The organism is Bacillus sp. K2I17, from assembly GCF_002209985.1.
In the GTDB taxonomy this organism is placed as follows: Bacteria; Bacillota; Bacilli; order Bacillales; family Bacillaceae_G; genus Bacillus_A; species Bacillus_A wiedmannii.
In genome coordinates, this window is the sequence record NZ_NJGF01000020.1 from 1 (window position 1) to 15,575 (window position 15,575).

Sequence of the window (15,575 nt, forward strand, 5' to 3'; positions counted from 1 at the left end):
GTTGGTAGAGCATCTGACTTTTAATCAGAGGGTCGAAGGTTCGAATCCTTCATGGCTCACCATTTTCGCGGAAGTAGTTCAGTGGTAGAATACAACCTTGCCAAGGTTGGGGTCGCGGGTTCGAATCCCGTCTTCCGCTTCATTACTAAGGGGCCTTAGCTCAGCTGGGAGAGCGCCTGCCTTGCACGCAGGAGGTCAGCGGTTCGATCCCGCTAGGCTCCATCTAATAGAGAAGCTTACATCATATGATGTAAGCTTTTTTTGTGTTTAAAAAGACAACTTTCATATTTGTCATTTAAAATGGAGAAAACACGAAAATAAAGGATGGGGATAATTGTGAAAGTTGTTATTGCATCTGATTCATATAAAGAAAGCTTAAAAGCGATAAAAGTATGTGAAGCTATTGAAAGAGGATTTGGAGCAATTTTCCCTAAAGCAGAGTACGTAAAAATACCAATTGGAGATGGAGGGGAAGGAACGGTTGATTCACTTGTGGATGCTACAGATGGAAGAATGATACCCCTTCATGTGACAGGACCGCTTAGAGAACATGTGCAAGCCTTTTACGGTATGTCTAAAGATAAAAAGACAGCGTTTATTGAAATGGCAGCAGCATCAGGATTACAACATGTTCCAGTTAAAAAGCGAAACCCACTTATTACAACGACTAAAGGAACAGGAGAACTTATACTACATGCGCTAGACGAAGGAGCTGAGCACATTATTTTAGGACTTGGAGGAAGTGCTACAAATGATGGCGGAGCAGGTATGTTGTCAGCTTTAGGAGTCAGGTTTATAAATGGGGAAGGGGAAGTAATAGAGCCATCTGGAGGAACATTACATTCGATTGTCGCTATTGATTTTTCATGTATGGATTCACGCTTAATGCACATAAAGATAGAAGCAGCATGTGATGTAGATAATCCGTTAGTTGGAATAAGGGGAGCATCTTTCGTATTTGGGAGGCAAAAGGGTGCGAATGCAGAGATGATGAAAGAGCTGGATGAGAATTTAAAGCATTATGCGAATATCCTTAAACAATACTTATCTTGCGACGTATCTAAAATACCTGGCGCAGGAGCCGCAGGAGGAATGGGAGCAGCTGTTATTGCAGTGTTAAAGGGAAACTTGCGGAGAGGAATTGAAATTGTATTAGACTATACAAATTTTGATAAGCATATAGAAGGTGCAGATTTAATTATAACTGGCGAAGGGAGAATAGATGAACAAACAGCATATGGAAAGGCCCCTGTAGGTGTTGCGGAGCGTGCAAAGCATTTTCGTATTCCTGTCATTGCTATTGGAGGATCTGTATCTCCGAATTATCTAGCTGTTCATGAAAAAGGAATCGATGCAGTATTTAGTATTACAGCGAGTCCTATGACATTAGAAGAGGCATATAAAGTAGCGGAAGAGAATATCGAAATGACAGCAAAGAATATTGCCGCAGTATGGAAAATAGCATCAGAAAAACACTTCTAAATGTAGGAGTGTTTTTTATTATTATTTAATAATAATGATGGTAGTTGTTTCATTAAGTTAACTTTATACATAGAATAGTCTTGAAATTTGGTTTTTAAAGCGAATATAAGTGAATAATTTGTATATCCATACAGAAAAATGTCGAGTTGAGTCAGACTATATAAAAGATTTAAAATATTTAGTGAAGGCATAAAAGGGGGATACTATCTATGAAAAAAGAAATCTCAGTTATTGGAGTTCCAATGGATTTAGGACAGATGCGTCGCGGGGTAGATATGGGGCCGAGTGCAATCCGTTATGCAGGCGTAATTGAAAGAATTGAAGAAATTGGATATGACGTTAAAGATATAGGAGATATATGTATAGAGAGAGAAAAAGAAGTAGATGTAAATACAAACTTAAGAAACCTTACACAAGTTGCAACTGTATGTAACGAATTAGCAAGTAAGGTGGATCATATTATAGAAGAGGGACGTTTTCCACTTGTATTAGGTGGTGACCATAGTATCGCAATTGGTACATTAGCTGGTGTTGCGAAACATTATAAAAATTTAGGTGTTATTTGGTATGATGCACATGGTGACTTAAATACAGAAGAAACTTCACCATCTGGAAATATTCATGGCATGTCACTTGCAGCAAGTTTAGGGTATGGACATCAAACGCTTGTAGATTTATACGGGGCGTATCCAAAGGTGAAAAAAGAGAATGTTGTCATTATCGGTGCACGTGCATTAGATGAAGGAGAAAAAGACTTTATTCGCAATGAAGGTATTAAAGTATTCTCAATGCACGAGATTGATCGTATGGGTATGACTGCTGTTATGGAAGAAACAATCGCGTATTTATCTCATACTGATGGTGTGCATTTATCATTAGATTTAGATGGCCTTGATCCTCATGATGCACCAGGAGTTGGAACGCCTGTAATTGGTGGTCTATCTTATCGTGAAAGCCACTTAGCGATGGAAATGTTAGCGGAAGCTGATATTGTTACATCTGCTGAGTTTGTTGAAGTAAATACCATTTTAGATGAGCGAAATAGAACGGCAACAACAGCAGTTGCTTTAATGGGTTCTTTATTCGGTGAAAAACTAAAATAAATGTAAGAAAAGCAACTGAGAAGTTGCTTTTTTTATTTGAAAATAAGAGTATAATAATGATTTATATTATACTGTACGATAATAATGTTTGACATCTTACCAATTTAGACGAAAGGGGGGTTGTTTGTAATTGTCGTTTGTTTCATGTATGGTATAATTAACTAGTTGTTGGAAATACATACAGATAGAGCATAAAACAATATTTCAATATATGGATAGAATTGCTCGTAAGTAGGAGGAAGGGTTAGCATGCCTTTTGAAGATACGACCATTTTGAAATATCTTAGTACGGTATTAGATATTGCCGTTGTATGGTTTATTATATATAAGCTAATTCTCATAATCCGAGGGACGAAAGCTGTTCAACTTTTAAAAGGGATTACAGTTATTATTGTCGTTCGGATGATCAGTATTTTCCTTGAATTGCATACGCTTTATTGGCTAACTGAGCAAGTATTAACGTGGGGATTTTTAGCCGTTATTATTATTTTCCAGCCAGAATTGCGAAGAGCACTTGAGCAGCTAGGACGCGGGAGTTTATTTTCGCGTGTTGGAACTCATGAGGATGATGAACCTGAAATCGTTGCAACAGCGATAGCGAAAGCGACGGAATATATGGGGAAACGTAGAATTGGTGCATTAATTACTTTGTCAAAAGAGACCGGTATGGGTGATTATGTGGAAACGGGTATTCCGCTAAATGCATACGTATCATCGGAATTACTTATTAATATTTTCATTCCTAATACACCTCTTCACGATGGAGCGGTCATTATGCAAGGAAGTACCATTAAAGCAGCAGCATGTTATCTTCCGTTATCGGAGAGTCCTTTTATCTCTAAGGAACTAGGAACTAGGCATCGCGCTGCAATGGGAGTTAGTGAAGTTACTGATAGTATTACAGTAGTTGTGTCGGAAGAAACTGGCCAAATTTCTTTAACGAAAAATGGTAAGTTGCATCGTGATTTGAAGACAGAACAACTGAAAGATATGTTGTTAGCTGAATTTAGTGCGAACGAAAAAACGACTTCTTCGTCTTTATGGAATTGGAGGAGAAAGCGTCATGGATAAGTTAATGGAGAATCATTGGTTTCTAAAAGGGATCTCATTACTATTGGCGTGTATGCTTTTTATGTCAGCGACTTTAACTGAAAAAAATACGACATCGGGGATAATACCTTTCGGAAATGATGCGAAAGAAACCTTAACTAATTATGCCATTAACCTTAAGTATGATGAAGAGAAATATATTGTAAGTGGTATTCCGTCAGAGGGCGTTAAGGTGAAGTTAGAGGGCCCAAAAGCAGCAGTTGCTACAGCAAAAGCGAAAAAACAATTTGATATACCAGTTGATTTGAGAGATAGCGAAAAAGGAACTTATGAAGTTTCTTTGAAAACGAACGGGCTTCCAGATGATGTGAAAGGAACAGTTCAGCCATCAACGATTAAAATTACCCTACATGAAAAAGCGAGAAAATACGTCCATGTAGACTTAAAATTATCAAATGAGGATCAAATGCCAGCGGGTTCTACTCTCGAAAAATCAAACATTAAACCTGATACTGTTGAGGTAGTTGGGACGAAAGAAGAAATTGAAAGTATTTCATCTGCTAAGGCGTATATTGATTTAAAAGGTGTTAATAAAACTGTTACAAAAACAGCCGAAGTTACATTATACAATAGAGAAGGAAAACGTTTAAATGTAAGAACGAGTCCATCTAAAATTAGTGTAACATTGAATGTGGCGACGCAAGCTACGGCCAATAATACTGAAAAAACTGTTCCTGTAACGTATACGAAAAAGGGGAGTTTACCAGAAGGATTGGCCGTTACAAATATTAGCATTGAGCCGAGAGAAGTAACGATAGCAGGTCCAAAAGATATCTTGGATAATATACAATCGATAGAGGGGGTCGAAGTAGATCTTAGTCAATTGACAGAGTCTACAACATTCGATACCTCTGTTTTATTGCCAAAGGGTGTAACAAGTGCAAAACCGAATCAAGTGAAGGTTTCGGTAGGAGTGCAAAAAACAAAACAAACGAAAACAAGAACGATTGATGGTATATCAATTCAAAAAAATGGACTTTCTAAAGATGTTACGGCGCAGCTACTTTCGCCGCAAGATGGGAAGATAAGCGTTGATATTTCAGGAGAAACAAGTATAGTAGATAAAATAACAGCTGCTCAAATAACAGCAGCCATTAATCTGCAAAATGTATCTCCGGGGACGAAGGATGTTTCTATTCAAGTGAGCGGTCCTGGTAATATTTCAATAGAGCCAAAGCAAAAAAGTGCTAAAGTCACAATTGTGAAGAAAGAAAATCCAGACAAAGAAGTACAGGGTAACGGTGAAAAACCAGATTCAAATAATAACCAAGATAATCAAACTGAAAAACCAAAAAATCCTGAACCTGAACCTAAGCCTGACACGGAACAGGAACAAAATAAAGATAAAGAAAAAGAAAAAGAAACTAGTCAAGAGCCAACAAAAGAAACTAGTCAAGAGCCAACAGTAGATAATCAAAAAGAGCCAGAAAAAGGAGCGAATCATAATGGGTAAATATTTTGGTACAGATGGAGTACGCGGGGTTGCGAACCAGGAGTTAACACCTGAATTAGCGTTCAAAATTGGACGTTTTGGTGGGTATGTATTAACAAAAGATACAGATCGTCCAAAAGTAATTATCGGCCGTGATACACGTATATCAGGACATATGTTAGAAGGAGCTTTAGTAGCAGGTCTATTATCAACTGGAGCAGAAGTAATGCGCCTTGGCGTTATTTCTACACCAGGTGTTGCTTATTTAACAAAAGCGTTAGATGCACAAGCAGGTGTTATGATTTCTGCATCTCATAATCCAGTACAGGATAACGGAATCAAATTCTTCGGTTCAGACGGTTTCAAATTAACAGATGAGCAAGAAGCAGAAATCGAAGCTTTATTAGACAAAGAAGTTGATGAACTACCACGTCCAACAGGTACAAATCTTGGACAAGTGAGTGATTATTTTGAAGGCGGACAAAAATATTTACAATATATTAAACAAACTGTAGAGGAAGATTTCTCTGGTTTACATATCGCTTTAGATTGTGCGCATGGTGCTACGTCTTCTTTAGCTCCATACTTATTCGCGGATTTAGAGGCTGATATTTCAACAATGGGAACTTCACCAAACGGCATGAACATTAACGATGGAGTAGGTTCTACGCATCCAGAAGTATTAGCTAAATTAGTAAAAGATAAAGGCGCTGATATCGGTCTTGCCTTTGATGGTGATGGTGACCGTTTAATCGCTGTAGATGAAAAAGGAAACATCGTTGATGGCGATCAAATTATGTTTATTTGTGCGAAGTACATGAAAGAAACTGGTCAACTAAAGCATAATACAGTCGTTTCAACTGTTATGAGTAATTTAGGTTTCTACAAAGCACTTGAAGCTAACAATATCACAAGTGATAAAACAGCAGTTGGTGACCGTTACGTAATGGAAGAGATGAAGCGTGGTGGTTACAACTTAGGTGGAGAACAATCGGGTCATATTATCTTACTTGATTACATTACAACTGGTGATGGAATGTTAAGTGCACTTCAACTGGTAAACATCATGAAAATGACGAAAAAACCATTATCTGAGCTTGCAGGTGAGATGACAAAATTCCCACAATTACTAGTAAACGTTCGTGTAACAGATAAAAAACTAGCATTAGAAAATGAAAAAATTAAAGAAGTTATTCGTGTTGTAGAGGAAGAAATGAACGGTGATGGCCGCATTCTTGTTCGTCCATCTGGAACAGAGCCACTTATTCGTGTAATGGCAGAAGCACCAACACAAGAAGTGTGTGACGCATATGTACATCGCATTGTAGAAGTTGTGAAAGCTGAAGTTGGCGCTGAATAATTCGATAAATTTATTGAAAAGGAGCACAAAAAGTGCTCCTTTTTCATATGTTTTATAGACGATGAAAAAAATTTCATTGACGGTTTATCCATGTTTGTTATAAGATGGTCTTGTTCTTTTTCTCAAAGGAAATATTGTAAATTATAGAAGCGCCAGAACTACAAGTAGTGTAGTTGACGAGGTGGAGTTTATCGAGATTTCGGCGGATGACTCCCGGTTGTTCATCACAACCGCAAGCTTTTACTTAAATCATTAAGGTGACTTAGTGGACAAAGGTGAAAGTGTGATGAGAGAAAAGGAACGGATGAAAACTAGCTGTATAAGTATATACGGACTTAAACCCAATCGAGAGGAAGGTGAAAGCCGTTACAAGCTTACAGGGCTAGCAATATGTAATCCGTTTTTTAGTATAAATAAAAATGGTATCGGACTATGTCGTTACATGTTCGCAGAGCAATGTAAGCATTTGTAACGGCGACTAAACATGTGTGGAATCGTAGGATTTATTGGAGAGCAAGATGCAAAGGAAATTTTATTAAAAGGTTTAGAAAAGCTAGAATATCGTGGATATGATTCAGCAGGTATTGCAGTACAAACAGGTAACGGTGTTGTTGTATACAAAGAAAAAGGTCGTATTGCAAAACTTCGCGAAATCGTAGATGAGAACGTAGCAGCAAGCGTGGGAATCGGTCACACACGCTGGGCTACACATGGTGTTCCAAGCAAAGTAAACGCGCATCCGCATCAAAGTACATCAAAACGCTTTACACTAGTTCATAACGGTGTAATTGAAAACTATGAATTAGTGAAAAAAGAATATTTACAAGATGTAACGTTCGTAAGTGAAACTGATACAGAGATTATCGTACAGCTTATGGAACAACAAGTGAGCACAGGACTAAGTGTAGAAGAAGCGTTCCGTAATACGCTATCTCTTTTACATGGCTCTTATGCAATCGGATTACTTGATGCTGAAAATCCAAACATGATTTATGTTGCTAAAAACAAAAGCCCGCTATTAGTAGGTGTTGGTGACAACTTTAATGTTGTGGCGAGCGACGCTATGGCGATGTTACAAGTTACAGATCAATTTATTGAGTTAATGGATAAAGAAATCGTAATCGTAACGAAAGAAAGTATTACAATTAAAAACTTACAAGGTGAAACGATTGAACGTGCACCGTTTACAGCGGAATTAGACGCAAGTGATATTGAAAAAGGAACATACCCTCATTTCATGCTGAAAGAAATCGATGAGCAACCACTTGTAATCCGTAATATAATTCAAAAGTACCAAGATGAAAATGGCGAGATTGAACTGAATGAAGATATCCGTAACGCAATTTTAGACAGCGATCGTATTTACATCATTGCATGTGGAACAAGTTATCATGCAGGTCTTGTTGGAAAACAATTTATCGAGAAGTTTGCAAAAATGCCAGTTGAAGTGCATGTAGCAAGTGAATTCTCTTATAATATGCCATTATTAACAGAGAGACCATTCTTCATTTACATTTCACAAAGTGGTGAAACAGCTGATAGCCGTGCAGTACTTGTACAAACGAATGAAATGGGTCATAAAGCATTAACGATTACAAACGTACCTGGTTCTACACTTTCTCGTGAAGCTGATTATACACTTCCGTTATACGCGGGACCAGAAATCGCAGTTGCATCAACGAAAGCTTACACAGCTCAGCTTGCGGTACTTTCAATTTTAGCTGCGGACATTGCTAAAGCGAAAGGCGAAGTTCTTGATTTTGATTTAACACACGAATTAGGACTTGTAGCGAATGCAATGGTACAACTTTGTGATCAAAAAGAAGAAATGGACGCATTAGCAAAACAATTTTTAGCAACAACTCGTAACTGTTTCTTCATCGGACGTAGCGTAGACTTCTACGTAGGATTAGAAGGTGCGTTAAAGCTAAAAGAAATCTCTTACATCCAAGCAGAAGGATTTGCTGGAGGAGAATTAAAACACGGTACAATCGCCTTAATTGAAAATGGTACACCAGTTATCGCACTTGCTACACAAGAGCACGTAAACCTTGGAATTCGTGGTAACGTGAAAGAAGTAGTAGCACGCGGAGCAAACCCATGTATCATCTCAATGAAAGGCTTAGAAATGGAAGGTGACAGCTTCGTATTACCAGCTGTACACGAAGCATTAGCACCGCTAGTAGCAGTTATTCCATTCCAACTTATTTCATACTATGCAGCACTTCACCGCGAGTGTGACGTTGATAAGCCACGTAACTTAGCTAAGTCTGTTACTGTTGAGTAGGAGATTGGTAGGTTAATAAATATAGCTTTAAAATAAATTTACGAATTTGTACCCCTTTAGATATTTTATCTAAAGGGGTATTTTTGTGCTGAAAAAGAACATCTAAAATTGGTAAGTGGATAGAACCCTATAGATTAAATTTTAACTTTATCAGATTCACTTTTATTTATCTGAATTTTCCGTTATCATTTTAAGTATTCGTGAACAATTTCCTTTATTACGACAAGAAGAGACAATAGATTCATGGACATTACAAGGGGGCTTATTATATGAAAGTGAAAGCAAAAACATATTTAAGTATAGAAGAGATTATTTCATTACCGGTCTTATCAAGTGCAAACATAAGTGATGATGGCGAAAACGTAGCATTTGTTAAGAAGAGCGCTAACTGGGAAGACAATACGTATAGAAATCATGTATGGATATATGAAGCAGATAAAGGGCAGAGTTATCCACTAACAAATGGGGATATAGATAGTATACATCCATTATGGTCTCCAGATTCCAAGAGCATTGCATACCTTAGCCCAAGCGGTGAGGGGGCTAATACAAATCAGATCTTTGTTAAATCAATAGAAGGTGGTAGTGAGATTCAAATTACGGATGAGAAGGAAGGAGTTAATACATTCAAATGGGAGCCTACTGGTAAAGGTTTTTATTATATTGCACAGTCAAAAGAATGTGAGGAAATAAAGAAACGTAAGGGACTATATGGAGATTTTCACCATGTAGGTAAGGAACATCGGAATAATTGTTTATACTACGTTGAAATAGAAAAAGTGATACAAAATGATAAACAGGAACGGAAAGTTAGCGGTATTTATCAACTAACGAATGGTAAGGATTTTTATATACATAACTTTGATATTTCAAATGATGGGAAAAAGGTTGTATGTATGGCTACACCAAGCTTAAACGATTATATGAATGGTGATATATATATATTAGATGTTAGAGCTGGGGAACTACAAAAGATGAATATAGATAAGTTGTTAGGAGCGAGCGTCTGCTTTTCTCCTGAGGAAGATAAAATATGTTACGCAGCAAGCATAAGAGAGAAGGATTACTATAGAAATCATATACAAGATAATACATTAGAGATATATGATATGAATACTGGAGAGGTAATTCAACCTTTAACAAATTTTGATAGTACGGTTATGCCATTACAGTGGACAGCTAAAGGGATTTTAATTAGATGGCAGGATAAAACGAATTATCGTATTGGATTGCTATGTGAGGATGGCACTGTGGAAATGTTAAGCGAAAAAGTAGATGGCTTTATAATGGATGCCTCTATAACAAGGGATGGCAATCATATAACCTATAATAAGGCTATAACGAATGAAACCTTTGAAATCTATTTGGATGATAAAAAAGTAACAAATGAAAATAGCTTTTTCGAAGGAAGGCTTAAAAGTAACAGAGAAATCATCTCATGGAAAAGTAGTGATGGACTGGAAATAGAAGGAGTTTTATCAACCCCAGTAGAGTTTGACGCAAATAAAAAATATCCCTTATTAGTAGTAATCCATGGTGGTCCGAATTGGGCGTCCTTTCCGATATTTTCAGACTGTTTTAATGAGAAATATCCGATTGAACAGTTTATCGAAAAAGGCTTTATCGTTTTAGAGCCAAACTATAGAGGAAGTTCTGGTTATGGTAATGAATTTTTAAAAGCAAACTATAGAAAACAAGGACTTGCTGATTATGATGATGTTATATCTGGAGTGGATGCACTAGTTGAAAAAGGGATTGTAGATAAAGAGAGAGTAGGGGTTATGGGATGGAGTAACGGAGGATATATATCAGCTTTCTGTTCTACATGTAGCAGTAGATTTAAAGCTATTTCAGTTGGGGGCGGCATTACGAACTGGAGTACCCATTATGTAAATACAGATATCCCTTACTTTATTAGCATGTATTTAGGAAATACTCCATGGAATGATCCAGAGGTATATAAGAAAACATCACCAATGACATATATTAAATCAGCCTGTACGCCTACCTTAATTCAACATGGGGAAAAGGATGTAAGAATTCCAATTACAAATGCATATGAGCTATATGAAGGGTTAAGAGATATGGAAGTTGATACGGAGTTAATTATATTTAAAGGAATGGCATATAGTTCGAATCAGCCAGGAATGAATGTGGCTATTATGAAGCAGAACTTGATGTGGTTTTCACACTATATTCTTGGAGAAAGCATGAAAGATTTTCGTACTATATAATGGATATCCGCACAGGGATTTTTCGTTGTGCAATTGTATCAGATTGTTGTAAACTGTATGCAAACCATTATTGAGAAGATTTAAATGATTATAGGGAACGGAATTCGGAGGACTAATATGACAGAGAATAAAAATGAGTTATCTGTAGAACAACGTGAAGAACTATTAAAAGTATTACAAGCTCGTTTTGAGAAAAACATGAACCGCCATGAAGGTCTTGAATGGGATAAAGTTGAAGTGAAGCTGGCTACTAATACTGAAAAATTATGGTCAATTTATGAAATGGAAGTAACTGGCGGTGAGCCGGATATTGTTGCTTATGATGAAGAGAAGGACGAGTATACTTTCTGTGATTGTTCAAAGGAGAGTCCTAAAGGGCGCAGAAGCCTTTGCTATGATCTTGAAGCGTTAGAGTCAAGAAAAAAACATAAACCAGAAAATAACGTTATTGATGTGGCAACTGCTATGGGTATTGAATTATTAACGGAAGAACAATATCGAGAGTTGCAACAGCTTGGGGATTTCGATATGAAATCATCAAGCTGGGTACAAACGCCTTCAGATATTCGAGAACTCGGTGGTGCTCTATTTTGCGATTATCGATTTGGACACGTTTTTGTGTACCACAATGGAGCAGATTCATATTATGCTGCTAGAGGATTTCGTGGCTCGTTAAGAGTTTAAATTTGGAGTAAATAAGAAAAAGAGCCTATACTTAGGCTCTTTTTCTTATTTATATTTTAAAAATAAACTGTTACTACGCAGTTTTACTTAATTTATATGTTTTATGGTTGTTTTTACGGAAAAGTTTAGGGAAAACATAGCCATCTAATCCAATACGTCCAGCGTTGTGACCTGCAACTAAAATGAACATAGTTAAAATAAGTAGATTTGGGTTTACACTAACAGTTCCACTTAGTAAAAATGAAAGATTCATTATAATTCCAAAGAATGCAGCAGTTTTTGTTAATCCACCTAAAATTAAACCTAGACCTACTAAAATTTCTCCCCATTGAACTAAAAAGCTAAATAGGTCTGCGTTTGGAAGAACAAAGTGTTGAAGGAAATCTGCCCACCAATTTTGTACGGCAGGGTGGTCACCTGACGCTTGAGCGATAGCACCCTTTAGAAAACCACTTGCATCAAAAGATTGTCCGAAAACTTTTCCTATCCCAGCAGCGAGCCATGCATAACCTATGTAAAATCGTAAAAATAATAATATGAAAGCAGCACGTTTATCAGTTCTTAAAAAATTGATAACCATTGAAATCCCTCCAATATTCTATTTACATGTTTATTATATATCCATTGTGAAAAAATTCACAATGGATAAAGTGTGAACAAAAATTATGATTTTTTATTTGTACATAAAGTATTTGTAAATGAATTGTTTGGAGGGTGAACAATTCATGAAGGGAGCTCTTCACTAAAATATGTAGCTCCCATAGTAAACAGATTCATGTATGTTCTTTTAACTAGCTATTATTAGTTTATCTTGTCTTTTCCTTATTATTTCTCCGGTTTTATATAAGGAACAACTTGTGCAGTAACCCCTACAGAAGCACCGCGAATAAAGTCTTGGTTTTCTAATGCCTTAAAGTTTTCTGTTTTTCCTGTTAGCATAACCCCTAAGATTTTCACTTGATCGAATGGTTTGTCCTTGTTTGATTTTAAAAACTTCTGGATATCTTCGTCATGTCCATCGTCATCGTATTGGTTAAGTGAATCAACGAACTCTTTGTACGCTTCTTCAGGGGACTTGTCTGGATTAAATCCGTAAATTGGCATACCAGCGGGTCCTTTACTTTCATCTCCAATTGGTGAGGTCATGTATAACCATACAATGTTTAAGTTGTCTGGAATCTTCTCTTTAATTTCTTGTAGTGTGTAGGGCTGGTTGAAAGAGATAGCAACTTCGGCAACATAGTTGTTCATTTGTGAAACTTCCCCTAATTCATTTTGGACACCATCAAAATATTCCTTAATAGCGGGATTATAAAATGTTGCAAATTTTTTCTTTGTTTGTTTATCGTACTCATAGAACTCTTTATTGGACCAATAAAAACCAGGCGTTAATTCATTGGAATCGATATTGATACGGATCCAACCATAGGAGCTTGTTAATGTATTCCAAGGGACTACGTAACCATTAATATTTTTAGAACGATTTGATATAATATTGCCGCCAAACATGGATGAATTACTCGTTACTTGAGAGTTAATTTGTACATTCGGTTCTGCAATTGCGTTATGTAAAAAGAGTCGTTCGTGAAGCTTCGTAGAGCTTTTTGCTGCGAAGTAATTGCCAACTTTATAAAGTATAGGGATAAGTATGATTACAACGATCATAGAGGTAATGATACTTTTAAATAAATGTTTCCTTTTAGCTTTTTTTAATGCATCTTTTAAAGAAGTATCCATTAAGATTTTCCTCCTATTTTTGAGTGAACTGCTTTACGTGCACGATGTAACTTTTGTTTGACACTGTTTACTTGAATATCTAGTATTAGGGCGATTTCCTCATATGAAAAGTTGTAGTAGTACTTTAAAAAGAAAGCTTCTTTATATTCTAGTTTTATATCTTTTAATAGATAGAAAATCTCATCTTTATTTAAAACAGCGTCTAATTCTCGGTCTGTATATTGTAATTTTGAATAAATCTCTTCAGTTAAATAAATGTTTTGTTGCTCTTTTTTCCTTTTCAAGTCAATGTATTCGTTTAATGCGACTCTGAAAAACCATGGACGTATGTTACTCTCGGTTAGATTATCTAGCAATGTGTATACTTTATAGAAGGTATTTTGGATGATGTCTTCTGCATCTTCTTTTATAGCCCCTTTCGCTAATAGTAGTTTGAACACTTCCTCCCCTAAATTGATAAGATAGGAGGTCAATATATTTTCTTTTCCCATCACTTTTCCTCCCTACACTTATACAACGGATAGGTAATGATAAATGTATACACTTAAATTTAAATTTTGTTCTTTATACAAATAGAAAAGGCATATAACAATCATATGTTATATGCCTTTTCTAATATATACTTAGTAATTTATTTAGGTAATGTAAATTTAACTTTTTTACCTTGTGAAATATCTTTAGCTTCTTTATTTCTCATAGGTCCTAACTCAATCTCAAAGCTTTTGTCTTTCCAAATCTTTTCATACTGCTCTTGATCTAAAATATATACTTGTAGTAACTCTCCGGATGTTCCTGTTTTGACTGAAGCATTATAGTCATAATTTAATAGCATACCTTCATTAATCGTATATTGTGTACCATCATTCACTCTTAATGTAGAGCTTATAGGAGATAGTGAAACGTCTTGAGCATCTTTGTTATCAAGCTTGAATTTTACTGTTAACAGAACAAGACCGTTTTTAAAATTTGCAAAGCGTGGAGCTTCGACGGAATTTGGTGTGAATTGAGTGAATTGGTATCCGTCTAATGTAACATTAACAGCGCCTAATTCTTGGCTGTTATTAATACTTGATTTCTCTTTTAACATTTTTTTATCGCCCATGTTATTAGCTGTAGCTTTATCTTGGTAGAAAGTGTTATCTGTTGCAACCTTTTCAGCACCTTGTTTGTTTAAACTTAATGAAAAGCTTCCAGGACTTCCGATTGGAGCATCAAATTTTCCTTTATTAGCTTGTGCAGTTGGGACTGTGACTGAGACTGTTGAGAGACTTGAGATTTTCGCTAGATCATCTTTTCCGAATGGATACGCGATATAACCAGAAATAGTTTCCCCTGCTTTTACTAAGTAATCATTCGTTGGAGCAAGCTTAGTTGGTAGCTGATCTTCTTTTGGAATTAAATCTTTATAGTTACTATACGCTTTCTGCGCACCAGTAAATGACATGTCCAATGCTGGCATATAATAAATATCTTTAGCTGAACTATTTTTTACGCTGTAGTTCACAAGAATAACTCCGCCCTCTGTTTGACGATTAAACGGAATGTCGAAGTTTGTATGGAATCCATTTAATTCAACTAATGTGTAACCATTCATTGATACTGAAACATCTTCAGCTTTATACACTTGTGGTTCCTTATTTTCAAAAAGAACTTTTGTTTTACCACCTGTTTCTTTTTCCATATAGGAAATCAGCTTAGAGTAATCGCTTGAGCTAGTAGCTGTATTTTCAGGCTTTTTATCTTCAGTTTTTTTATCTTCGGATTTTTTTTCTTCAGGTTTATTTTCTTTCGTTGTATCCGTTTTTTCTGTTTTGCTTTCTTTTGTTGTATTTTCTTTTTGTTCTTTATTTGTCGTATCGCTTTGACCACAGCCGGTTATTACAAACGCTGCTACGATTACTGTAGAAAATAAAGAAAGTAATTTTTTTGACATGTTTCTTCCCCCTATTTGTGTAAAACTAGACTCTCACATTAGCCCCACATTTTATTATAAAAAATGTAGCCAGTATTTACCAGTGTTTTTCTAATTATTTTAATTATTTAGTTATTGTAATATATTAAAATTAGTGGAAGATCGCCATGGAATATCGATTTTTATTTTTTTATCATTTGAAATATTACATCATATTGGTATGATAGAAATAGA

Annotated in this window: 13 protein-coding genes and 2 tRNA genes; 11 read left to right on the forward strand and 4 right to left on the reverse strand. The window is 36.0% G+C overall.

Translation table 11 applies throughout. The features are described 5' to 3' along the window. Positions 1-67: 67 nt before the first annotated feature. The 11 genes from CER22_RS20425 (at position 68) to CER22_RS20475 (ending at position 11,692) form a co-directional block, all read left to right on the forward strand. Positions 68-139: transfer RNA gene (locus CER22_RS20425), tRNA-Gly, on the forward strand. 10 nt (positions 140-149) lie between these two features. After that, positions 150-222: transfer RNA gene (locus tag CER22_RS20430), tRNA-Ala, on the forward strand. Positions 223-336: 114 nt separating this feature from the next. Beyond that, on the forward strand, positions 337-1,482 hold the full coding sequence (locus CER22_RS20435) for a glycerate kinase (protein ID WP_142293519.1): 1,146 nt from the start codon (positions 337-339) through the stop codon (positions 1,480-1,482). 209 nt (positions 1,483-1,691) lie between these two features. Continuing rightward, complete coding sequence (rocF, locus tag CER22_RS20440) at positions 1,692-2,585, forward strand: arginase (RefSeq protein ID WP_088609460.1); 894 nt, start codon at positions 1,692-1,694, stop codon at positions 2,583-2,585. Positions 2,586-2,834: 249 nt separating this feature from the next. Beyond that, positions 2,835-3,656 carry a diadenylate cyclase CdaA gene (cdaA, locus tag CER22_RS20445; RefSeq protein ID WP_088061673.1) on the forward strand — a complete coding sequence of 274 codons (822 nt, stop codon included), beginning with the start codon at positions 2,835-2,837 and terminating at the stop codon, positions 3,654-3,656. Continuing rightward, positions 3,649-5,148, forward strand: coding sequence for a CdaR family protein (locus CER22_RS20450; RefSeq protein ID WP_088061674.1), 1,500 nt, complete (start codon positions 3,649-3,651; stop codon positions 5,146-5,148). The genes cdaA and CER22_RS20450 overlap by 8 nt, the downstream gene beginning before the upstream one ends. Next, positions 5,141-6,487, forward strand: a complete 1,347-nt coding sequence (gene glmM, locus CER22_RS20455) for a phosphoglucosamine mutase (protein WP_088609461.1) — start codon at positions 5,141-5,143, stop codon at positions 6,485-6,487. The genes CER22_RS20450 and glmM overlap by 8 nt, the downstream gene beginning before the upstream one ends. A 286-nt stretch (positions 6,488-6,773) precedes the next feature. Further along, entirely contained in the window at positions 6,774-6,959 is a 186-nt protein-coding gene (locus CER22_RS20460; RefSeq protein ID WP_033659100.1) for a hypothetical protein, read from the forward strand. Between the two features lie 12 nt (positions 6,960-6,971). Then, positions 6,972-8,774 (forward strand): glutamine--fructose-6-phosphate transaminase (isomerizing), encoded by a 1,803-nt coding sequence (gene glmS, locus CER22_RS20465; RefSeq protein WP_088061678.1) that lies wholly within the window; start codon positions 6,972-6,974, stop codon positions 8,772-8,774. A gap of 269 nt (positions 8,775-9,043) precedes the next feature. Further along, positions 9,044-11,008, forward strand: coding sequence for a S9 family peptidase (locus CER22_RS20470; RefSeq protein ID WP_088609462.1), 1,965 nt, complete (start codon positions 9,044-9,046; stop codon positions 11,006-11,008). 117 nt (positions 11,009-11,125) lie between these two features. After that, positions 11,126-11,692, forward strand: a complete 567-nt coding sequence (locus CER22_RS20475) for a DUF4256 domain-containing protein (RefSeq protein ID WP_088061681.1) — start codon at positions 11,126-11,128, stop codon at positions 11,690-11,692. Between the two features lie 73 nt (positions 11,693-11,765). On the opposite strand, the gene CER22_RS20480 is transcribed toward CER22_RS20475, so the two are convergent. The 4 genes from CER22_RS20480 to CER22_RS20495 all read right to left on the reverse strand — a co-directional run bounded on the left by CER22_RS20480 (position 11,766) and on the right by CER22_RS20495 (position 15,362). Beyond that, positions 11,766-12,272: a DoxX family membrane protein gene (locus CER22_RS20480; protein WP_088609463.1), complete on the reverse strand. Its 507-nt coding sequence runs from the start codon at positions 12,270-12,272 to the stop codon at positions 11,766-11,768. A gap of 245 nt (positions 12,273-12,517) precedes the next feature. Further along, the gene (locus CER22_RS20485; RefSeq protein ID WP_088061683.1) at positions 12,518-13,429 is read right to left on the reverse strand and encodes a sigma factor regulator N-terminal domain-containing protein; all 912 of its coding nucleotides are present in this window, start codon (positions 13,427-13,429) and stop codon (positions 12,518-12,520) included. Next, positions 13,429-13,920, reverse strand: a complete 492-nt coding sequence (locus tag CER22_RS20490) for an RNA polymerase sigma factor (RefSeq protein WP_088061685.1) — start codon at positions 13,918-13,920, stop codon at positions 13,429-13,431. Before CER22_RS20490 ends, CER22_RS20485 begins: the two co-directional genes overlap by 1 nt. A gap of 140 nt (positions 13,921-14,060) precedes the next feature. Continuing rightward, entirely contained in the window at positions 14,061-15,362 is a 1,302-nt protein-coding gene (locus CER22_RS20495) for a DUF5068 domain-containing protein (RefSeq protein ID WP_088609464.1), read from the reverse strand. Positions 15,363-15,575 lie beyond the last annotated feature (213 nt).